Here is a 21,017-nt window from a genome sequence, read left to right as displayed (position 1 = left end):
GCATCGTACACGCGCACTCTGGGGCATCCGCCGGGCCGTAGTACCCAGGGCCGTGGGGGTCGTCACGCTCCAGCGGCCTCTCAGCGGACGATCGCCGTGGCGACCCGTTCCCGGATCTCGCGGAACTCCTCGGTCGCCCTCAGCTCCTCCGCGTCCAGGGTCCGGCCGTGCGCCTGGGAGATGGCGACGGGGACGTCGAGGACCACCCGGCCCGGCCGCGGGGACATGACGAGGACCCGGTCGCCGAGGACGATGGCCTCGTCGACGCTGTGGGTGATGAAGAAGATCGTCTTGCCCCCCTCGCGGGCGATCCGGAGCAGGTCCGCCTGGAGCTGCTCGCGGGTGAGGGCGTCCAGGGCACCGAAGGGCTCGTCCATGAGGATGACGCCGGGGTCGCTGGTGAGGACCCGGGCGATCTGCGCGCGCTGCTGCATCCCGCCGGACAGCTCGTAGGGGCGGGCGTCGCTGAAACGCGCCAGGCCCACCCGCTCGAGCTGCTCGCCGCTGCGCGCGGCCCGCTCCCCCGCCGCGACCCCCTGGAACTTCAGCCCGAGCTCGACGTTCTTGCGCACGCTGAGCCACGGGTAGAGGTTGGGGTGCTGGAAGACGACGCCGCGCTCGGGGGACGGTGCGGTGATGGGCTGCCCGTCCATCGTCACGCTCCCGCCGGTGGGCCGCAGGAACCCGGCGAGCATCTTGAGCAGCGTGGTCTTGCCGCAGCCGGAGGGGCCGACGACGCACACGAACTGGCCGTCGGGGATGGTGACGGTCGTGTCGGAGACCGCGTGGACGACCTCCCCGCGCTCGGTGACGTAGCGGTGGGACACCTGCTCCAGCGTGAGCGTCACGGCGCCACCGTGTCGATGGCGTCGGCGTAGACGGCCTGCTCGTACACCCCCGGCGGCGCGATCTCGGAGACCTCCTGCTGGGCGAGGAGGAAGTCGGCCGTCCGGACGAGGTCCTCCCCGAGCTTGCCACCGAAGTACTCCTCGCCGGCCTGCTCGGATGCGCGCAGGTAGACGTATCCCTCGAGCAGCTCGGTCGCCTCCTCGGGCGCGACGCCGAGCTGGGCACCGATGGCCTCACCGGCCCGCTCCGGCTCCTCCCGGATCACCCGGACGGCCTCGTCCTGCAGCGCCGTCCACGTGGCCATGAACTCCGGGTTGGCGGAGATGAACTCGGTGGTCGCCGCGGTGAGGTCGTAGGTGGGCGTGCCCGCGGCCGCCGTGTCCTCGCTCGACAGGACGATCTCGCCGCTCTCGAGGAGCACCTCGAGCGTCGGGTTCCACACCCAGGCCGCGTCGATCTCCCCTCGCTCCCAGGCACCGACCATGGCGTCCGGGGAGAGGTTGATGAGCGTGAGGTCGGTCCCCGGCTCGAGCCCCGCCTCTCCCAGCGCGTTGAGGAGGGAGAAGTGCGCGGTCGAGCCGTAGGGCACCGCGACGGTCGCCCCGGCGAGGTCCTCGAGTGACTGGGCACCGGTGCGGGAGACGAGTGACTCGGCCTCCCCGATGACGTCCTGGATCCACACCACCTGGGCGTCCATGCCCACCTCGGGGGAGACGAGCTTGGCCATCGGGCTGGAGCCGACGAGCCCGATGTCGACGCTGCCCGAGCCGAAGGCCTGGACCACCTCCGCACCGGAGGCGAACTGGCTCCACGAGATCGTCGCCTCGGGGAGGCACGCCTCCAGCCAGCCGGCGTCACGCACGACGAGGTCACCGTTGGGGATGGGCTGGAAGGCGATCTCCACCTCCGCGGTGACACTCTCGTCGACCTCGACGGGGCACGCCTCCTGCGGCTGCCCGGAGGCGGTCTCGGTGGCGGCGTCCTGGGCGGCCTCCTGCGCGGTCGCGCAGGCTCCCAGGGCCAGGACGCCGGCCGCGGCCAGGGCGCCGGCCGAGCGGCGGATGAGCTGGGGGGCCATGTCAGGCCGCCTTTCCGTACCAGGGGACGAGCGCTCGGGTCAGGTACTTCAACGCGGTGTCGAGCGCCACCGCGCACAGTCCGATGACGATGATGCAGGCGATCGTCAGCGCCGTCTGCAGCTGGGTGCCCGCGATGTAGGCGAGACCACCGATGCCGGGGATGCCGTTGTTGAGCTCGGCTGCCACGACGGTGGTCCAGGCGAAGCCCACGGCGATCCGGATGCCCGAGAGGATCTCGGGCAGGGTCGAGGGGAGCATGACCTGCGTGACCACCTGCCACCGGCTGGCGCCCATCGACTCCGCGGCGTGGACGCGGTCGGTCTGGATGCCGCGCATCCCGTTGATCGTGGCGATCGCGATCGGCGGGAACGCGGCGAGGAACAGCAGCCAGTACTTCGAGAGGTCACCGATGCCGAACCACACGATGAGCAGACCGATGTAGCCCAGCGGAGGGAGCGCGCGCAGGAAGTTGAGGTAGGGCTCGCTCACCGCGTTGAACCACCGGCTCGCTCCCATGAGGAAGCCGAGCAGGGGGCCCAGGACGATGGCGGCGCCCACACCCACCCCGATCCGGCGGAAGGACGCGAGCAGGTGCTCCCACATGAAGTAGCCCTGCTCGCCGCACAGCACGCGCGTGCCCGCCTCGTAGCAGGAGTTCGCCCGCACGAACGCGTCCCACACGGCGCCGGGCCCCGGCAGGTACAGCGGGCGCACGACGCCCGCCGCCGTCACCGCCCACCACGCGGCGAGCACGACGACGAGGGAGCCGAGCTGCAGCACGAGACGACGGCGCGTGCGGGTCCGCACCGCCCGGCGGTGCCGCTCGACGACCTGCCCAGAACGCGCGTCCTCGGCGAGCTCGGGTGCGTCGGTCGTGGCGTCGTCTGCCCGTGACTCGCCGGTGGCGCTGATCGCGGTGTCCTTCCCCGGGAGCGTGCCGCCGCAGCGACCCGCGCGTCCTCGTACGGGTCGGAAGCATAACCTCCGGCCTCCGCCCGGGCCGCGCCGGGCCGGGATCTGGGCGCCCGGTAGAGTCGTGCCAGGCGTCCCGCCCGTCATCACCCGTCGTCTACGGAGGTCCCCACGTGCGGCTCACGAGCCTGGTTCGCCGGATCCCACCGATCGCCCGGCGCGACGCCCAGCTCAAGGAGCTCAAGCGCCGCAACCGCACGCTGCAGCAGGAGGTCGCCAAGCTGGGGGGCCGCGTCCCCCGGGCGGACAACCCGGAGCCGGACGGGCTGGACTACGGCAGCACCACCGCCCAGGCCGAGCTCGTGCGCGCCAGCGGTCTCTTCGACGAGGCCTGGTACCGCGAGCAGGTGCCCGGGGCGGCCGACGCCCTCGAGCACTACCTCACCGAGGGGCACCGCGCGGGCCGTTCCCCCCACCCCTGCTTCGACGCCGACTGGTACGTCGAGCAGCCGCAGACCCCGGACAAGCTCCGCGGGCCGGCACTCGTCCACTACCTCCGCGTCGGCGCCCGGGCGCGGGTCTCACCGCACCCCGGCTTCCGGGCCGACCACTACGCCAAGGCGCACGCCGAGGCCGTGCGTCACCCGGGCGGCCCGCTCGGCCACTTCCTCGCCGGGCACGAGGCGCCTCCCGTCGCGGTCCGGGACCTCCCCGGGCTCACCTCGCCCGCGGCCTTCCTCGAGGCGGCGCGGGAGGCCTCGCGCAGCATCCTCGCCACCCGCGGGTACGAGCACCTGCGGCGCGAGACCGGCGCCTTCGACACCGAGGCCGAGGCGGCCTTCAAGGCGGGGCTGCGCGCCACGCCGCTCGGCGAGGAGCCGCTGGTCAGCGTCATCGTGCCGAGCAAGGACCGCGCCACGGTCCTGCCGACGGCGCTCCAGTCGGTCCTCGACCAGACCTACGCGCGGTGGGAGCTCGTCGTCGTCGACGACGGCAGCCGGGACGGCACGCCCGAGGCCCTCGTCCCCTTCCTGCGCGACCCGAGGGTCCGCCTCGTCACCCACGAGACGAACCGCGGGGTGGCGGCGGCACGGAACACCGGCCTGGCCGCCGCGACCGGGGAGTACGTCGCCTTCCTCGACTCCGACAACACCTGGGAACCGGACTTCCTCGAGCTCATGGTGCGCTTCGTCCAGCGTGAGGGGCTGCGTGCCGCCTACGCGATGTCGGGGCTCGAGGAGCAGGGCGGCAAGGAGCGGCGTCGCTTCCGCGGGATGCCCTACTCCCGGGAGGCACTGCTCGAGCGCAACTACATCGACTGCATCGTCATCCTCCACGAGCGCAGCCTGCTCGAGGAGGTCGGCGTCTTCGACGAGTCGCTGCGCCGAAACGTCGACTGGGACTACCTCATCCGCCTCGCCCGGGTCACCGACTTCGGCTTCGCACCCTTCATCGCCACGCGCTACGACCTGTGGGAGACGGGCACCGACCGCATCACCACCGACGAGCTCGCCAGCTACCGCTACCTCATCCGCCAGCGCAGCCTCGTCGACTGGGACGCCGCGCGCGCCGCGGAGCGCGACCCGGGCCTCACCTCGGTCGTCGTCGTCGCCAACGAGGAGCTCGCGACGGTCCTGACGACGGTGCGCCGGCTGCTGCGCACCGCGGAGCGGGCGGTCGAGGTCGTCGTCGTCGACAGCCGCCTCGAGGCCGGGGACGCCACCCAGCTCCAGCTCGCGCTGTGGTCCGAGCCGCGGGCCCGGGTGGTGCGGCTGAGCCAGGAGCTGCCGATGGAGGTGGCCCGCAACGTCGGAGCCTGCACCGCCCGCGGCGGCGTGCTCGTCTTCCTGCCCGAGGCGCTGTGGCCGGAGCCCGGCTGGGACGGCCCGCTCGTCCACGCGCTCGAGCGGCACAGCGCCGTCCAGCCGCTCGTGCTCGCCCGCGAGGGCACCGTGTGGTCGGCCGGCGCGATGCGCACACGGGACGGCAACGCCGCACCGCTCCTCGCCGGCCTGGCCGGGGACGCCCCCGAGCTGCGCCGCACCCGCGAGGTCCCCGCCGTCACCCCGCTCGCCGTCGCGGTGCGGGCCGCCGACTTCCTCGCCGTCGAGGGCTTCGACCCGCTCTTCGTCCAGGACCACGTCGGCCCGGACCTGTCCGTGCGGCTCGCGCGCCGGACCGGGCGGCCCGGCGGGCTCGCCGGCACCAGTGTCGTCGCCCTCACGAGCGACGAGCTGCCCCGCACCCGCGCCTCCCGGTTCGTCTCGGCCGCCGACAACGAGCACCGCCTCGCGCAGGGGTGGGACGGTGCCGAGCCGGCGGATCTCGCCGGTTACGCCGTCGCCGGCTTCGCCCGCGACGCCGACGAGCGGCTGCGCGCCCTCCTCGTCCACGACCGTCCCGAGCGCCCGCTGCGCTGGGCCATCAAGATCGGTGCGCCGGACGTGCCGCGGCGCGCGCGCTGGGGTGACTGGCACTTCGCCGTCGCGCTGCGCGACTCCCTGGAGCGCCTGGGCCACGAGGTGACGATCGACTGCCGCGACGCCTGGTACCGCGACACCGCCCACCTCGACGACGTCACGCTCGTCCTGCGCGGCCGCGGCCCCTACCGGGTCAACCCGGCGCACGTGAACCTCATCTGGGTCATCAGCCACCCCGACGAGGTCACCGTCTCCGAGCTCCGCGAGTTCGACGCCGTCTTCGGCGCCTCCCCCCGCTGGTGCGAGCGGGTGAGCCGCAAGCTCGACCAGCCCGCCGTGCCGCTCCTCCAGTGCACCGACCACCGCCGCTTCGCGCCCGGCCCGCCCGACACCGAGCGCGTCCACGAGGTGCTCGCCGTCGCCAACGCCCGCGGGCCCCGCCCCGCCGTGGCCGCCGCGCTCGAGGGCGGGATCGTGCCCGCCGTCTACGGCTACCGCTGGAAGGGGCTGCTCCCGGCCGGCGCGTGGCGGGGCGAGAACGTGCCCAACGACGAGCTCCCGGGCGTGTACCGGGCCGCCGGGGTCGTCCTCAACGACCACTGGGAGGACATGCGCCGCGACGGGCTGCTGTCCAACCGCCTGTTCGACCTCGCCGCCTGCGAGGCCCGGTTCGTCAGCGACCACCTGCCCGAGATCCCCGAGGTGCTCGGCGACGCGGTCCCCACCTACCGGGACCCCGCCGAGCTGCCCGACCTCGTCCGCGACGTCCTCGCCGACAGCCCCGAGCGGCAGCAGGCACGCCGCGCGCTCGGCGAGCTCGTCCGGCGGGAGCACACGTTCGACGCCCGCGCCCGGCAGATCGCCGAGCAGGTGGCCGAGCTGCGGAAGGAGCGCGCATGACGACCCAGCACACCGTGACCGGTCAGCAGTGGGGGGACCTGCCCGTGCCCGCCCTCGGCGAGCTCGAGCCGACCCTGCGGGTCTGTGTCGTCATCCCGGCCCGCGACTGCCAGGAGGACCTCGACCGGACACTCGCCGCGCTCGGCCGGCAGACCTACCCCGCGGAGCTCACCGAGGTCGTCGTCGTCGACGACGCCTCCCCCCTCCCGCTGACCGTCCACGGGCTCGCTCCGGCCGGCACCCGCGTGCTGCGGGTGGAGGAGGCCCAGGAGCACGGCTCCGGACGCGCCAGGGAACGCGGGGCGCGCAGCACCGACGCGGACGTCATCGTCTTCCTCGACGCCGACATGGTCGTGAGCGCCGCGCACCTCGAGTCGCACGCCCGCTGGCACCACGTGACGCCGCACGCCGTCGTCCTGGGCCGCAAGTGGTTCGTCGACTTCGACGGCATCACCCCCGACGACGTCGCGCGGGCCGTGTCCGGGGACGCGCTCGGTGAGCTGCTCGAGGGACGGGAGCGCAAGCGCCACGGCTGGCAGGAGGCGTTCGTCAAGGAGCGGCGGTACCTCACGCAGGACGTCGCGGACTCGTTCGTCGCGGTCGTCGGAGCCGATGTCTCCGTGCGGCGAGACCTCTACCTCCGCACCGGGGGGTTCGCCCCGCTCGGTCTGCGGGGGATCGTGGACACGGAGTTCGGGTACCGCGCCCTCACCTCCGGCGGCGTCATCATCCCGGACTGGAAGACGACGGCCTACCACCAGGGCGCCCGCAACTTCGTCTCCCGCGGGGACGAGATCAAGCGTGAGCGCACCGGCCTGGCGGCGAACCTCCTCCCCATCCCGCTGTTCCGCCCGCAGAACACCGGTCGGCAGTGGACGGTGCCGGGCGTGCACGTCGTCGTCGAGACCGACGGCGCGGCACCCGAGGACGTCCAGGTCACCACCGACAGCCTGCTCGCCTCCGGGCACACCGACCTCACGGTCACGCTGCCCGGCTCCGCCACGCTGCCCCGCTGGCTCCACGACTACTTCGCCGCCGACGCCCGGGTCTCCTTCACCGAGGCGGCCCCGGGGTCCGGGTACCCCTCTCCCGTGACCGCCCGCGTGACGGCCGGCCTCGTGCTGGACCGGGAGACGGTGGGCCGGGCGCTGGAGAAGATCACCGAGGGCGGCGGTGTCCGCGCCGAGGTCGCTCCCGGCCGCCACCTCACCGTGGAGACCACGCGCTCGGTCCTCCGGCGCGCCCACGCCACCGGTGAGGGCACCGTGCCGGAGCCCGAGGCCGTGAGCCCGGAGTCGCTGGGGGTGCGTGCGGCCGTCTTCCACGTGACCGCGCAGGGGATGATCGCGCTCGGCGAGAAGCCGGCCCCGACACTGAAGGCCTCGCCGGCGACCAGGCCGGTCCCCGCGCGCGCCCGCCTCCGCCGCCTGCTCGGCCGGGTCAGGCGCAAGCTCACCGCCCGCCGCTGACACCCCCGGCCGCTCGTCAGCCGTGCAGCACGAGCAGGCGGGAGCCGGCGCCGTCAGGCACGATCCGGATCCCGTGGGCCCCCGTCGCCTCCGCGCGGAGCCCGGCCGCGACGACGACACGCAGCGCGCTCGCCGTCCGCACCGCGACGGCGACGGCACCCGGGGAGCGGTCGAGCCAGTCGGTGGCGGTCTCCTCCCAGGGAGCCGCCCCGGCTGCCCACGCGTCGCTCAGCTCGCGCGTCTCGGGGCCACCCCCCGGCACGCCGACGCGGCGGACGACGCTGAGGCGGGCGCCCCGCTCCGCGTCGGCGGGCTCACGCAGCAGCCAGGAGCCGACGGTGAGGTCGCCCGTCGCCTCGGGGGTGTCGCCGAGGTCGACGGTCCCCGCGGCAGCCGGGACGCCCGCGACGAGCTCCGCCGGGTCCGGGGCCGCCGGCCACGCACCCCACTCGGGGTCGGCGCCGAGGAGCTCGCGCACATGGCGCTCGACGTCGGCCGTCGTGTAGTGGTCCGCGGCCTGCTCGACGACGACGACGCGGCCGCTCGTGAGACGCGGCGAGAGGAGCGGGGGGAACTGGAGGACGCGGGGGTCGGCGACGACGGTGAGGACCGCGTGCCGGGCGTCGTCGAGGTAGACACGCTCGACCACGCCCCGCTGCACGAGCTCACGGACCGGTCGCGCCAGGGGGCGCTCCTCGGCCACCGGCTCGACCAGCGACTCGTGGTGGACGAGGCCCACCCGCCGACCGCCGGCCACGTAGGCGTGCAGCCGGTCGAGGGTGCCGGGCTGCAGCCAGTCCTCCCGCCAGTCGGCCAGGACGACGACGTCCAGCTCCCGCCCCGCCTCCCCGTCCTGCGGGTGGCGCTCCCAGCGGCGCGGCGCCGGGAAGGGCCGCGGTCCGTGCGGCGCGAGGAACCTCGCGGCCTCCCGCCGGCCCACCTGGCGGTGCCACTCGGAGTACGCCTCGAGGTACTCCGAGCGCGCGGGGTGGCGCCACCCCGAGGAGTAGTCGGACGCGGAGAGCGAGCCGGCATCGGCGAGCAGCACGGTGAGCGCGTGGGTCGGGACGTCGACGACCTTGCCGTCGAAGGCCGACTCGACGCGCAGCGCGTACTCGTTGTCGGCGGCCTTGCGCACCGGGTCGAAGAACCCGACCCGGTTGACGACCGGGAAGACCCTGATCATGAGCGAGGAGGCGGCCTTGAAACGCCCGCCGTAGCCGACCCGGCCCAGCTCCATCTGCTCGGTGGCCCGCACGCCCAGGCTCCGCGTCGCGACGAGGCTCTCGTCCTCGAGCATCGGCCGCACCCCGAGCTCGAGCCGCTGGGGGTGGGCCCAGTCGTCGGAGTCGAGGCAGGTGAAGAAGTCGCCCGTCGCCAGGCGCAGGGCGGTGTTGCGCGCGCGGTAGGTGCCCCCGTTGACGGCCTTGCGGACGACCGTCACGCGCGCGTCCATGCGCTCGACCTCCTCGAGGACGCCCGGGGCGGGCGACGGCGAGGCGTCGTCGACGACGAAGAGCTCGATGTTCTGCCACGTCTGCTCGAGGACGGAACGCACCGCGGTGAGGAGGTGGCGGTCGGGGTTGAAGCAGCTGATGACGACGGTGATCTTCTTCTCGTGCGCGACCCGCTGCGCGCTCGTCGTCGTCAGCCGGTCGAAGGGCGTGTCGCCGTCGGGCAGGAGACCGGCCTGGACGGCGTCGGGGCCGAAGAGGGCGGCGTTGAGCGCCGCGAGCCAGGAAGCCTCCTCGGCACCGGGACGCAGCCACGGGTTGGCGAGGTCGGCCGCGGCCAGGCGACCGGCGCCGGTGGCCACGGGCACGTTCGCGAGGACCGCGTCGGCCCGCGGGAAGCGGCGCTCCTTGACGGCGAGCTGGAGCAGCAGGGTCGCCTCCCGCTCCCCGAGGAGGTGAGCGTGCTCGTCGCTCACCCACGACAGGAGGCCGAGCGCCGCGGACCGGTCGTCGGGCTCGTCGGTCTGGAGCGCAACGACACGGGCGAGGTCCAGCACGCGCCGCGGGTCGAGCGGGAGCCCCGGAGGCGTCCCCTCGAGGTACCGGCGGCCCAGGTCCTCGAGCTGGGTCGAGGTCAGCCGACGGTCCGCGGCGAGCGCGGCGAGGACGTCGCGCCCGGCGCGCGACTTCGTCCGGACCAGTGCCCGGGCCAGGGTCCTCGGGCTCGCGGCGGCGGCCGTCGCGTACGCGCCGACGACGTCACGGCTCACGGTCTCACTCCGGGCGCGTGGTGCCGGCGGCCCCGCGGAGTGCCGCAGCGGCCTGCTCGAGCTCGCCCCGCGCCCGGTCCAGCCGCCCGAGGTACTGCTCCTGCATGAGCCTGACGGTGCCGAGCACGTCGTCCTGGGTGGCCGCCTCCACGTGCGCGCCGCGCCGCAGGAGCTCCTCCTCGACGACGCTCATCCGCCGCTCCGAGGCCTTCTGCCACCGGCTGAAGTGACGCTGCTGGCGCCGGACCTTCTGGTTGGCGTCGATCGCGGCGAGCGTCCCCGCTCCTGCGACGAGGCCGAGAAGGCCGATCGTCAGCACGCCGGCCCCTCGGTCGTAGGCGACCGCGGCACCGATGACGAGCACCAGGATCACCAGTGCGGCAACGGCGAGCTTTTTCACGAAGAACCCCTCTCGACGACCGCCTCAGGTTACACAGCGGCCCCGGTCGGTCGTCAGGTCGCCCGGCGCCCGGACCGGTGACGCGTCACCGATCGCCACGCCGACACCTGACACAATCCCCTCATGACCCTTCGTCACCTGCTTCGCCGCTTCCCGCCCGTGGCGAGGCGCGATGCGCAGATCAGGCAGCTGCGCCGGCAGGTGGACAAGCTCGAGCGTCGCCTCGCCGTCCCCCCGCCCCCGCCACCCCCGCCCCCACCCCCACCCCGGTACCGCCCTCGCGTCGCGTCGTGGCACACGCGGATCCTCGAGCAGCAGCGGGTCCAGGACGTCGTCGCACGGGACGACCGGGCGCACACCCACGCGCGCCACAACCTCTTCCTCAAGCTGCACAACTACGAGGTGGCGCGCAGCCACGGGGTGAGCACCCCGCAGGTGCTCGGCGTGTGGCCCACGCCCGCGGACATCGACTGGGACTCCCTGCCCGCGCAGTTCGTCCTCAAGAGCAACGGCGGCTCCACCGGACGCGGTGTGCTGCCCCTGCGGCGCACCGGCACCGGGTTCGAGCTCCTCGACGGGAGCGCGCAGTACACCCGCGAGGGGATCGTGGCGCACTACACCGCCGCCCGTGGTGCCCGGGCGCCGTTCTTCGCCGAGACCCTCCTCCCCGGTTCCGAGGAGCAGCTGCCCGACGACGTCAAGATCTATGCCTTCTACGGCGAGGTCGCGCTCGTCCTCCTCCGCCGGATGCCCGTCCACGCCGACACGTCGGTGGCGCGCGTGCGCATGGTCGGGCCCGACGGCACGGACCTCGGCACGGTGCAGCAGGGACGGACGTACGACACCTCCCTCGGGGTGCCCGCCCAGCTCCCGCTCATGACGGAGATCGCCTCCGCCCTCTCCCTCGCCGTTCCCCTGCCCGTCGTCCGGGTCGACCTGTACGCCGCCGGCGAGGGCGTCGTGCTCGGTGAGCTCACCCCGCTCCCGGGCGACTCGCAGACCTTCACCCGGCGGTGGGACGAGGAGCTCGGCACCCGTTACGACCGGGCCGAGGCCCGGCTCCAGCTCGACCTCTCCGAGGGGCGCCCCTTCTCCGTCCTCCGCGGACACCACGACCCCACCGTGACGGCCCCCATGCCGCCCACGACCGTGGCACCGGTCGCCCCTGCCTGGGCCCAGCGGGTCGGCCGACCCACGTAGCATCGCGGGTGACCGGTCCGCGGAGGGATGGGATGGCATGGCGGTGAAGGCATGGATGCGACGGCTCCCGCCGATCGCGCAGCGTGACGCGCAGATCCACGAGCTACGGCGCGCGGCGAAGCAGCGCGAGCAGAAGGCCGACGAGCTGCGCGAGCAGCGTCGTGCGCTGCTCGAGGACGTGCGCCGGCTGCAGGACGCTCGCGGGGAGCTGCGCCGGGAGAACCGTGAGCTGCGCGAGTCCGCCCGGCGCCCTCGGCCCGGCTGGATCCCGCCCTCCCGGGCACGCGCCGTGCGGCTGGTGCAGGAGAGCGGGCTGTTCGACCCCGACTGGTACCTCGCGCAGCTCGAGCCGGCCGCGAGGACCGACGCGGCTGCCGATCCCGCGGCCCACCTCGTCGACCACGGCGACGCTCGCGGGCTCTCCCCGCACCCGGCGTTCGTCCCCGGGCACTACGCCTCCCAGCCCGCCCGCACCGCCAAGGAGCAGGTCCAGGTCGCGCGCCGGCCCTTCCTCCACTACCTCGACCTCGGAGCCGAGGCGGGACGCTCCCCCCACCCGCTCTTCGACGCGGCGTCCTACCTGGCCGGCCACCCCGAGTCGGGCACCGCACCCGGCGGCCCCCTGGCCCACTTCCTGTCCGCGGGGCGGGCCCTCGGCTCCTCCGACGGTGCCACCGGCGAGCCCTGGGACCAGCCGGCCGAGCTTCTCGCCGCCGCCCGGGCCGCCGCGCAGGTCCTCCTCGACACCCGGGGCTTCGAGCACGTCGAGCGGGACCGGGCGTCCTTCGACACCGAGCTGGAGGCCCGGGTCAAGGCCGAGCTGCGCTCGCGGCCGCTGCCGCCCGACCCGCCGACGGTCAGCGTCGTCGTGCCGACCAAGGACCGCGCCCACCTGCTCGGGGCGACGATCGACTCGGTGCTCGCGCAGACCTACCCGCACTGGCAGCTCGTCGTCGTCGACGACGGGAGCGAGGACGACACCCCGGCCCTGCTCGAACGGTACGCCTCGGACGAGCGGATCGAGGTCGTCCGCCACGACGTCAACCGGGGGGTCGCGGCGGCCCACAACTCCGGTGTGCAGCGTGCGACCGGCCGGTACGTCGCCTACCTCGGCTCCGACAACACCTGGGTGCCCGACTTCCTCGAGCTCATGGTGCGTCACCTCGTCCACTCCGGGGACCGCGTCGCCTACGCCGTGACGGCTCTCGTCGAGCAGGGCGGGGAGGGCCGGCGTCTGTACCGCGGCCTGCCCTTCAACCGGGCGCACCTGCGCGAGCGCAACTACATCGACGGGATCGTGTTCGTCCACGAGCGCTCCCTCATCGACGAGGTCGGCGGCTTCGACGAGTCGCTGCGTCGCTACGTCGACTGGGACCTGCTCGTCCGGCTCGCCGAGCGCACCGACTTCACCTTCCTCCCCATCATCGCCACCGAGTACGACGTGTGGACCGAGGAGGGCGAGCGGATCACCACCCACGAGCCCATGGCCTACCGGTACGCCGTGCTGCACAAGACGCTCGTCGACCTCGACGCGGTGGTCCGGGACGCCCCTGCCCGCGACGAGGAGCTGCTCAGCGTCGTCGTCACCGTGCCCCGGACCGCCACGGCCGACACGGTCCTCACCTCGGTCCGGCGCCTCCTCGCCACGGCCGACGGCCCCGTCGAGGTCGTCGTCGTCGACGCGACGTCCGAGCCCGGCGTCTTCGTCGAGCTGCACGCCCGGCTCGGCGCGCACCCCGAGGTGGTGCTCGTGCGCCTCTCCCAGCCGCTGCCGATGGAGCTCGCTCGGAACGCCGGGCTCGGGCGCACACGGGGGCGGGACGTCGTCTTCCTCCACCACGGCCTGTGGACCGAGCCGGGGTGGGACGCCCCGCTCCGCGAGGCGCTGCGGGTCCACGCCGTCGCCCAGCCCCTCGTCCTCTCCCCCGGCGGTGAGGTCTGGTCGGCCGGGGTGGAGTACCTCGCCAGCGGCGACTGGTACCTGCCCTGGTCCGGCTTCGGGGGCGACGCCCCGGAGCTGCGCGGTGAGCGTGAGGTCGCCGCGGTGAGCGCCGCCGCCGTCGCCGTCCGCGGGGCCGACGTCGCAGCGGCCGGCGGCTTCGACCCGCTGGTGCGCGACGACATCTACGGCGGGGAGCTCTCCGCGCGGGTGCGGCAGGTGACCGGCAGGTCGGCGGTGTGCGTGCCCTCGAGCCGCGTCGCGTGGCTCAGACCGGTGACCGACTCCACGACGGAGACCGGGCTCCGACGTGCCCGGGACAACCAGCGCCGCGAGCGCGAGCTGCTCCTCGAGGCCGGCCGGCCCGCCTCGGACCCGGCGACGACACTGCCCGGCTACCGGCTCGTCGGCTTCGACCGGGCCCGCAACACCCAGGTCGCCCCCCGGCCGCTCCTCGTCCACGACCGTCCCGAGCGCCCGCTGCGCTGGGCGATCAAGATCGGGGCGCCCACCGTCGAGCGCCGCACGAACTGGGGCGACTGGCACTTCGCCGAGTCGCTGCGCGACTCCCTCGAGCGCCTCGGGCACGAGGTGTCCATCGACTGCAAGGACTCCTGGTACCGGCCGACGTCCCACCTCGACGACGTCGTGCTCCAGCTGCGCGGTGTCGCGACCTACGAGGCCAACCCGGGGCACACCAACGTCGCCTGGGTGATCAGCCACCCCGACCGGGTGAGCGCCGGCGAGCTGGCCGGCTACGACCTCGCCTTCGGCGCGTCCCCGCGCTGGTGCCACACCATGGGGCGGCGTCTGGGCCGCCCGGTCGAGCCGCTCCTCCAGTGCACCGACCAGCACCGCTTCCACCCGGTGGAGCCCGACCGCCACCGTGCGCACGACGTCCTCGTCGTCGCCAACGCCCGCGGGGTGCGCCCCAGCGTGGCGGCCGCTCTCCAGGCCGGCATCGTGCCGGCGGTCTACGGGTTGCGCTGGGACGGCCAGCTGCCCGACGGCGCCTGGAAGGGCACCTACATCCCCAACGCCGAGCTGCCCGCGGTCTACAGCGCCGCCGGTGTCGTCCTCAACGACCACTGGGACGACATGCGGGACATGGGGCTGCTCTCCAACCGGCTCTTCGACCTCGCCGCCTGCGACGCCCGCGTCGTCAGCGACGACCTCCCGGAGATCGCGGACGTCTTCGGTGACGTCGTGCTCACCTACGGCGGGGAGCGCGACATCGCCACCGCCATCCGCAGCCAGCTCAGCGAGACGCCCGAACGCGCCGAGGCGCGCCGGGAGCTCGGGGTCCGGGTCCGTGGCGAGCACACCTTCGACGCACGCGCCGCCCGGCTGACGGAGGCCGTGGCCGAGCTCCGCGCCCGGCGGGGCGTGCCGGTGGCGCGGTGAGCGACGGCGCGCGCGTCGTCCACCCCGGGCCCACCCGGGAGCTCTAGCCGGCCGCGCCCATGCTCGCCAGCACGTCGAGCCCGAGGCCGTCGGGCTCGCCGAGCTCGACGAGCGCGACGGCGCCGTACCCGCGGCGCATGGCCCGCAGGCGCTCGCGCAGGTAGTCGCGCCACGCCACCTCGGGGTCGGTCCAGGCGCTCCGCGGCACGACGAAGTCCACCGGCCAGCCGTACTGACGGACCGCACCGAAGTGGTCGGAGTCGAGGACGACGACCGGACGGAACCCGCCGGTGAGCACCTGTTCCTGGGCGACCTTCTCGAGGAGCTCGGGGACGTCGTCGTCGGCGGCCCCGACGAGGAGGACGAGGACGACGGGCAGGTTGTCCAGGCCCTGCCCCCCGAGGAGCCGGCCGGCGGAGAGGAAGACGGAGCCGCCCACGGTGACGTCGAGGTCGAAGACGCGGGAGACCACCTCGCGGGCGGTGCGGCTGTCGCGGACGCGCCCGGCGACGCGGCCGCCGAGCCGCTCGGCGGTGGGGTTGGCCCGCACGCGGCGGACCAGGCCCTGGGCGAGGCGGGCGGCGCGGGCGGGGAGCGGGCTCATCGGGTCTCTCCCGTCGCGAGGTCGAGCAGGAGCCGGGCCGCCTCCGGCGCCCCGTTGCCGGGGTCGGCGGCCTGGGCGCGGGCGGCCATCTGCGCGCCGTTGGCGAGGAGGTCCGCCAGGAGCGGCTGGGCCTCGGCGACGCTGAGCGCGGGCAGCGTGTGCGCCCAGCCGTGCTCGGCGGCGTACCGGGCGCGGCCCTCCTGGTCGTCCAGCGAGGTGGCCGTGTTCGGGACGAGGAGCGCGGGAACGCCGAGCCGGAGGAGCTCGTGGAAGGAGTTGTACCCCGACGCGCTGATGACGAGGTCGAAGGCCCGGTAGCGCCGGGAGAGCGGGTAGTCGCGCACGAGGTGCACGTCGCCTCCCGCGGGGCCGCCGGACGCCGCGATCTCCGGGACCGTCACGCACACCCCCACGCCCAGCGCCGCCAGGGCGGCGGCGGCCGCTCCGAGGTCCCCGGAGGTGTCGTTGATGTTGCCCGCACCGAGCGAGACGAGAGCGAGCGGGCCCTCCGGCGGCAGGCCGAGCGCGGACCGGGCCTCCTCGCGGCTCTCGAGGTCGGCGACGTCGAGGAGGGTGACCGGTCCGACGCGGTGCGCGGGCTCACCGACGGTCGCCCCGGCGTCGTACTCCGCGGCGAGGTCACCCGGCTCGAGGACCCGGTCGAACCACGCCGCCTTGGCGATCTGCTCGGTGTTGAGGCCCGCGCGCCACATCCCGCGCCGGGACCACACCCACCGGGCGTGGGGGTTCTTGTCACGGATCTCGTCCACGCCCTGGTAGGGCCACGTGCCGTCGAAGACGACGACGTCGGGGCGGACCCGCCGGATCGTCTCGCTCACCCGGTCGACGAACATCCCGCGCCACCGGCCCGGCGGCATCCCCAGCGCCTTCGCCGAGGGCAGGTACTCGTAGGGGTGGCCGAGCCGCGCGGCGACCGGGACGGCCTGGGACATCGACAGGAGGTAGGTGCGGGCGTCACCGTCGAGGCGGCGGGCGTAGGAGAACAGGCGGGTGAGGTGGCCCATCCCGGCACCGTTGCTCGACATGAGCAGGACGCGGGGGGCGTCGTCGTCGGCGCGGGGGCGGACGAGCGGCGTGCCGGCCGCGGGGGCCGGTGCCGCGGGCGCGGGCGCCCGGGGCCCGTCGGCGGCGGGCGGGCCGGCCAGGGCCTCCACCCGGCGCACGTGCGTCTGGTAGCTGAAGCGCTCGCGGGTCACCTGCCCGGCGCGGCGGGCGTGCTCCTCGTAGGCGGCCCGGTCCGCGCGCAGCCGCTCGACGACGCCGCGCACCTCCCCGGGCTCGGCGTAGATGGCCGCGTCCCCGAACAGGGCGCGGAAGTGCGGGGGCAGGACCGCCGGCACGCCGCTGGCCAGCGCCTCGAGGATGGTGCGGCCGAAGGCCTCCACCCACCGGGGGTCGTGGTAGTAGACGAAGAAGTCGAGGCCGGCGAGGAAGTCCTGCGGGGTCATCGCCCCGAAGGGCAGCACCTCCCACGCCTTCGGGACGCGGCCGAGGACCCGCTCGACGGGGTCGGCGCCGCCGAGGACCCGCACGGTCCACGAGCCGTCGACGGGGTAGACGGCCGTGAGCGTGTCGGCGTCACGCGGCCACTTCTGCGCCGACGGCCGGCTGTGGCGGCCCACGACGGGGCGGTCCGCGGCCCACGCGGTGCGGGGCCGCGCCCAGGAGTCGACGTCGATGACGTTGACCCAGTCCTCGGTCATCAGCCGGTCCGCGGGCACCTCGGCCCGGATCTCCTCGCGCACGAGCGGGCCGATCGGCGCCCACAGCGGCTCCCGGCCCAGCCGCTCGCGCGCCGCGCGGTCCGCAGCGGCGACGTCGTAGACGACCGTGCCGTCGGTGTCCCGCGGCCCGGCGTTGGCGAGCACGACGACGTGCGCGGCCGTGACCGGCGGCAGCTGCGCGGCCGCGGCCTGGAGCACCCCGGGGTGGCGGACGACGACCAGGCGCGCGGCGACCGGCCGCGGCCCGACGAGGAGCCGGGCCTTGCCCTCACGCACGAGCGCGGCGACGGCCGGGTTGACGCCCCGCGCCTTGCGCACGAGCGGGCCGTTGAGCTGGAGCAGGCCGGTGGTGTAGCCGGCGGCGTGCTGGGCCTCGATCTCCGTGGCGATGCTGTGGGAGGTCCCGCCGGGGAAACGGAGGTCGGAGATGATGAGGACGTCGACCTCGCGGCTGGTGGTGCTCATGGTCCCCACATCCTGCCACCACCCCGCCCCCGGGGACGTCAGCCGCAGGTGTCGATGCTGTAGACGGCGGCTTCTCCCGCGCGGGCGACCTCGGTGAAGCCCTCGCTCACGTCGACGCCGCGCATCGCGGCGGTGCGGTCGTCGAGCTTGGCGCCGTCCTCGACCGTGGCGGTGTCCTGGTAGAGGTGGGTGGCACCGACGTCGGTGAGGGCCGCGCACACGGCCGGGTCCTCGTGGACGGCGGCGAGCCCCTCCTGGAGGACGCGCTGCGCCGGGGACATCCCGCTGGCCCCCAGCTGGGGGAAGACGACGTCCACCCCCGCCACGGCGGGCAGCAGCGCGGAGCCGTTGAACGGGTCCCCGACGACGACCGCGCCGGCCGGCAGGTCCAGCTCCCGCATCATCGCCAGCTCCTCCGCCGTCGCCATCGTCCCCCAGGCCAGCTCGCCCGGGACGTAGGCGCTGGCGACCACCCGGGCCTGCAGGGGCAGGCGCGCCACCGCCGTCCCGACGACGACGGCGAGCACCGCCGCGAGGGCGAGGTGCCCCGCCGCGCGGGCCGGGACACGCCGCCGGACGGCGTCGACCGCCGTCGTGAGCGCGTACGCGGCGAGGAGGACCGCGGGGACGACCGCGACCGGGGCGATGCGGCCGGCCTGGGTGTACCAGAAGGACGCGAGCCAGCGCAGCGGGTGGTCGGCCGGCCCGGCGGCGAGGACCGCGAGCGCCACCGGGAGGACGAGGGCGGCGACCAGCCACCGGTGGCGGCGGTGCAGGACGAGCAGGACCGCCCCGACGACCGTGGCTGCCGTGACGGCGAGGTGGCCACGACCGTCGCCCGGGTAGCCGTGGGCGAGCGTCTGGTCGAGGAGGACCTCGCGCAGCGCGGCGGCGTGGCTGCGGCCGCTGGCGCGCTCGAAGCCGACGACGGAGGACAGCGCGTCGACGTTCGCCAGCACCACCGGGACGCCGACGACGGCGGTCGCGAGCGCCGCGAGCACCGCGCCGCCGGCGGCGCGGCGTCCCCGACGAAGGAGCCGCACCGCCCAGCCGCCCAGCGCCCCGACGACGAGCGGGCCGGCGACGAGCGCGAGGGAGAACAGCCCGCTCGCGTGCGCGACGACGACGCCGCCCACCCCGGCGGCCGCGGCGACGACGCTCCCGGCGACGGCCGGCGCCCCGGCCCGCCCCTGGACGGCGCGCACGGCGCGGAGCACGAGGAGGACCGCGCCGGGCAGCAGGGCGGTGGACAGACCGTTGGCGAGCTGGGCGAGCACGGTGAGCTGGACGGCGGGGTAGGCGACGAAGCCGGCGGCGAGCAGCGGGGCCAGCACGGCCGGCAGGGCGCGACGGGGGAAGACCTCGCGCGCCAGGCCGGCGAGACCGAGCACCCAGACCCCGGTGCCGAGGACGAGCACCCCGGCGTTGGTGACCGCCGGCACCGAGGCGCCGGGGGCGAGGGCGAGGAGCGCGTGCCAGCCCGTCGGGTAGTACGGCGCCAGCGTGCCGTTGCCGTAGAGCGGGGCCAGGCCCCCGAGCGGGGTGACGACCCCGGTCTCCCGCGCGGTGACGAGCGCGTTGAGGTGGAAGACCGCGTCCCACTGCTGGAGCGGCGCGTCGGGGCCGGGCAGGGTGGCGACGAAGGGCACGGCCAGGAGGACGGCGCCCGCCACCGTGCCGGCCGCCACGGCGAGCCCGCGGCGGGTGCCGAGCGGACCGGGCTGCCACGCGCCGTCGTCGGCGGCCCGACGGCGGGTGACGAGCCACGCGAGCCCGCCGAGGACGGCGAGCATGAGGGCGAGGCAGGCGAGCACCGCCGGCAGCCGCCACGCGACGCCGAGCCGGGCGAGCAGCACGCTGAGCACGCCCAGCGCCGCGACGGTCACCGGCGGCGCGGCGGCCAGCGCCGCGAGGCCGCGGACGCCGAGGAGCCGGAGCGCGAGCGCGCCCGGCACGACGGCGAGCAGTGCCAGGGCGAGCGCGTCCGGCACCAGGGCCCACCAGCTCATGCGGTGCTCAGCGGCCGGCGCCGATGGCGATGCGGGGGGTGCCGGCCCAGGCGGCGGGGTCGGTGATGTGGCGCCCGTCCACGAGCAGGCGGAGCCCGGGCAGGTCGGCGGGGGTGAGGCCGCGGTAGTCGGCGTGGTCGGCCTGGAGGATGGCGACGTCGGCCGGCTCGCCCAGGTGGTAGGGCTCCCAGCCCAGCGCGGTGAGCTCGGCGTCGGTGTACATGGGGTCGTGCACCGAGACCGCCGCCCCCCGCTCGCGCAGCGCCGCCACGGTGGCGAACACCCCGGAGAACGCCGTCTCCTTGACCCCGCCGCGGTAGGCGGCACCCAGCACGACCGCGCGCAGGCCCGACAGGTCCCCGAGCAGCTCCGCGGCCCGGTCCACCGCGTAGCCCGGCATGGCGGCGTTGTGCTCCCGCGCGGTCCGCACGATCGAGGCGTCGGGGTCGGTGGACAGGTACAGGCGCGGGTAGACCGGGATGCAGTGCCCGCCCACCGCGATCCCGGGCCGGTGAATGTGGGAGTAGGGCTGGGAGTTGCACGCCTCGATGACCGCGTACACGTCGATGCCGGCCTTGTCGGCGAAGACCGCGAACTGGTTGGCCAGCCCGATGTTGACGTCCCGGTAGGTGGTCTCGGCGAGCTTGGCCATCTCCGCCGCCTCCGCGCTGCCCATGTCCCACACCCCGTTGGCGCGGGCCAGGTCCGGGCGCTCGTCGAAGCTCAGCACCGCCTCGTAGAACTCCGCGGCGCGCGCCGCACCGGCCTCGCTGAGCCCGCCCACGAGCTTGGGGTAGCGGCGCAGGTCGGCGAACACCCGCCCGGTGAGCACCCGCTCCGGGGAGAAGACGAGGTGGAAGTCCTCCCCCTCGGTCAGGCCCGAGACCTCCTCGAGCATCGGCCTCCACCGGCCCCGGGTCGTCCCCACCGGCAGCGTCGTCTCGTAGGACACGAGCGTCCCGGGCGTCAGGTGCTCGCCCAGCGAGCGCGTCGCCGCGTCCATCCACCCGAAGTCCGGCCGGCCCGTCGCCTCGTCCACGAACAGCGGCACCACGAGCACGACGGCGTCAGCGCCCGGCACGGCCTGCGCGTAGTCCGTCGTCGCCCGCAGCCGCCCGGCGGGCACCAGCTCGGCGAGCTTCTCCTGCAGGTGCGCCTCCCCCGGGAACGGCTCGGTCCCGGCGTTGACGAGGTCCACCACCGACTGCTGGACGTCCACACCCACGACCTCGTGGCCCGCGTCGGCGAACTGCACCGCCAGCGGCAGCCCGATCTTGCCCAGTGCGACCACGGCGATCCGCATGGCGTCCCTCACCTCCCGGTCCAGCCGGTCCGGACCCGGGTGCCACGATATCGGCGGCGCGCGACCGGCATGGGCAGGGTGGCTGTTGAGCCCGC

At 75.1% G+C, this 21,017-nt stretch carries 13 protein-coding genes; 4 read left to right on the top strand and 9 right to left on the bottom strand.

The window, feature by feature from the left end:
* Positions 1-80: 80 nt before the first annotated feature.
* Genes GD632_RS13055 through GD632_RS13045 form a run of 3 tightly spaced genes read right to left on the bottom strand, consistent with a single transcriptional unit; the run spans position 81 to position 2,735 of the window.
* Positions 81-848, bottom strand: coding sequence for an ABC transporter ATP-binding protein (locus tag GD632_RS13055; protein ID WP_152192653.1), 768 nt, complete (start codon positions 846-848; stop codon positions 81-83).
* Complete coding sequence (locus GD632_RS13050) at positions 845-1,927, bottom strand: taurine ABC transporter substrate-binding protein (RefSeq protein ID WP_152192652.1); 1,083 nt, start codon at positions 1,925-1,927, stop codon at positions 845-847. Before GD632_RS13050 ends, GD632_RS13055 begins: the two co-directional genes overlap by 4 nt.
* Position 1,928: 1 nt before the next feature.
* Positions 1,929-2,735, bottom strand: coding sequence for an ABC transporter permease (locus GD632_RS13045; protein ID WP_226924864.1), 807 nt, complete (start codon positions 2,733-2,735; stop codon positions 1,929-1,931).
* Positions 2,736-3,013: 278 nt separating this feature from the next.
* Between GD632_RS13045 and GD632_RS13040 the strand changes: the two genes are divergently transcribed.
* Complete coding sequence (locus GD632_RS13040; RefSeq protein ID WP_152192650.1) at positions 3,014-6,160, top strand: glycosyltransferase; 3,147 nt, start codon at positions 3,014-3,016, stop codon at positions 6,158-6,160.
* Positions 6,157-7,629, top strand: coding sequence for a glycosyltransferase (locus GD632_RS13035; RefSeq protein WP_152192649.1), 1,473 nt, complete (start codon positions 6,157-6,159; stop codon positions 7,627-7,629). Before GD632_RS13040 ends, GD632_RS13035 begins: the two co-directional genes overlap by 4 nt.
* A gap of 16 nt (positions 7,630-7,645) precedes the next feature.
* Here the strand turns inward: GD632_RS13035 and GD632_RS13030 are convergent, their stop codons facing one another.
* Together GD632_RS13030 and GD632_RS13025 are read right to left on the bottom strand one after the other, a co-directional pair.
* The gene (locus GD632_RS13030; protein ID WP_152192648.1) at positions 7,646-9,853 is read right to left on the bottom strand and encodes a glycosyltransferase family 2 protein; all 2,208 of its coding nucleotides are present in this window, start codon (positions 9,851-9,853) and stop codon (positions 7,646-7,648) included.
* 4 nt (positions 9,854-9,857) lie between these two features.
* Complete coding sequence (locus tag GD632_RS13025; protein WP_152192647.1) at positions 9,858-10,253, bottom strand: hypothetical protein; 396 nt, start codon at positions 10,251-10,253, stop codon at positions 9,858-9,860.
* Between the two features lie 123 nt (positions 10,254-10,376).
* On the opposite strand from GD632_RS13025, the gene GD632_RS13020 reads away from it, so the two are divergent.
* A complete protein-coding gene (locus GD632_RS13020) occupies positions 10,377-11,453 on the top strand; it encodes an ATP-grasp fold amidoligase family protein (protein ID WP_152192646.1) in 1,077 nt (358 codons plus the stop codon).
* A 37-nt stretch (positions 11,454-11,490) separates the two neighbouring features.
* A complete protein-coding gene (locus tag GD632_RS13015; RefSeq protein ID WP_152192645.1) occupies positions 11,491-14,796 on the top strand; it encodes a glycosyltransferase in 3,306 nt (1,101 codons plus the stop codon).
* Positions 14,797-14,839: 43 nt separating this feature from the next.
* Here the strand turns inward: GD632_RS13015 and GD632_RS13010 are convergent, their stop codons facing one another.
* Genes GD632_RS13010 through GD632_RS12995 form a run of 4 tightly spaced genes read right to left on the bottom strand, consistent with a single transcriptional unit; the run spans position 14,840 to position 20,922 of the window.
* On the bottom strand, positions 14,840-15,400 hold the full coding sequence (locus GD632_RS13010) for a hypothetical protein (protein ID WP_152192644.1): 561 nt from the start codon (positions 15,398-15,400) through the stop codon (positions 14,840-14,842).
* Complete coding sequence (locus GD632_RS16270; RefSeq protein ID WP_226924863.1) at positions 15,397-17,610, bottom strand: glycosyltransferase; 2,214 nt, start codon at positions 17,608-17,610, stop codon at positions 15,397-15,399. The genes GD632_RS13010 and GD632_RS16270 overlap by 4 nt, the downstream gene beginning before the upstream one ends.
* A gap of 38 nt (positions 17,611-17,648) precedes the next feature.
* The gene (locus GD632_RS13000; RefSeq protein WP_152192643.1) at positions 17,649-19,619 is read right to left on the bottom strand and encodes a DUF6541 family protein; all 1,971 of its coding nucleotides are present in this window, start codon (positions 19,617-19,619) and stop codon (positions 17,649-17,651) included.
* 7 nt (positions 19,620-19,626) lie between these two features.
* Complete coding sequence (locus tag GD632_RS12995; protein WP_152192642.1) at positions 19,627-20,922, bottom strand: nucleotide sugar dehydrogenase; 1,296 nt, start codon at positions 20,920-20,922, stop codon at positions 19,627-19,629.
* Between the last annotated feature and the right edge of the window lie 95 nt (positions 20,923-21,017).

Origin of the sequence: Georgenia satyanarayanai (assembly GCF_009193135.1) — a bacterium.
Classification (GTDB): domain Bacteria; phylum Actinomycetota; class Actinomycetes; order Actinomycetales; family Actinomycetaceae; genus Oceanitalea; species Oceanitalea satyanarayanai.
This window is presented reverse-complemented; position numbering and strand designations above follow the sequence as displayed.

Excerpts from the sequence above, each read along its gene's own strand:
- GD632_RS13050 (WP_152192652.1), bottom strand. The coding sequence starts at position 1,927 with ATGGCCCCCCAGCTCATCCGCCGCTCGGCCGGCGCCCTGGCCGCGGCC.
- GD632_RS13000 (WP_152192643.1), bottom strand. The coding sequence starts at position 19,619 with ATGAGCTGGTGGGCCCTGGTGCCGGACGCGCTCGCCCTGGCACTGCTC.
- GD632_RS16270 (WP_226924863.1), bottom strand. The coding sequence starts at position 17,610 with ATGAGCACCACCAGCCGCGAGGTCGACGTCCTCATCATCTCCGACCTC.
- GD632_RS13035 (WP_152192649.1), top strand. The coding sequence starts at position 6,157 with ATGACGACCCAGCACACCGTGACCGGTCAGCAGTGGGGGGACCTGCCC.
- GD632_RS12995 (WP_152192642.1), bottom strand. The coding sequence starts at position 20,922 with ATGCGGATCGCCGTGGTCGCACTGGGCAAGATCGGGCTGCCGCTGGCG.
- GD632_RS13020 (WP_152192646.1), top strand. The coding sequence starts at position 10,377 with ATGACCCTTCGTCACCTGCTTCGCCGCTTCCCGCCCGTGGCGAGGCGC.
- GD632_RS13015 (WP_152192645.1), top strand. The coding sequence starts at position 11,491 with ATGGCGGTGAAGGCATGGATGCGACGGCTCCCGCCGATCGCGCAGCGT.
- GD632_RS13010 (WP_152192644.1), bottom strand. The coding sequence starts at position 15,400 with ATGAGCCCGCTCCCCGCCCGCGCCGCCCGCCTCGCCCAGGGCCTGGTC.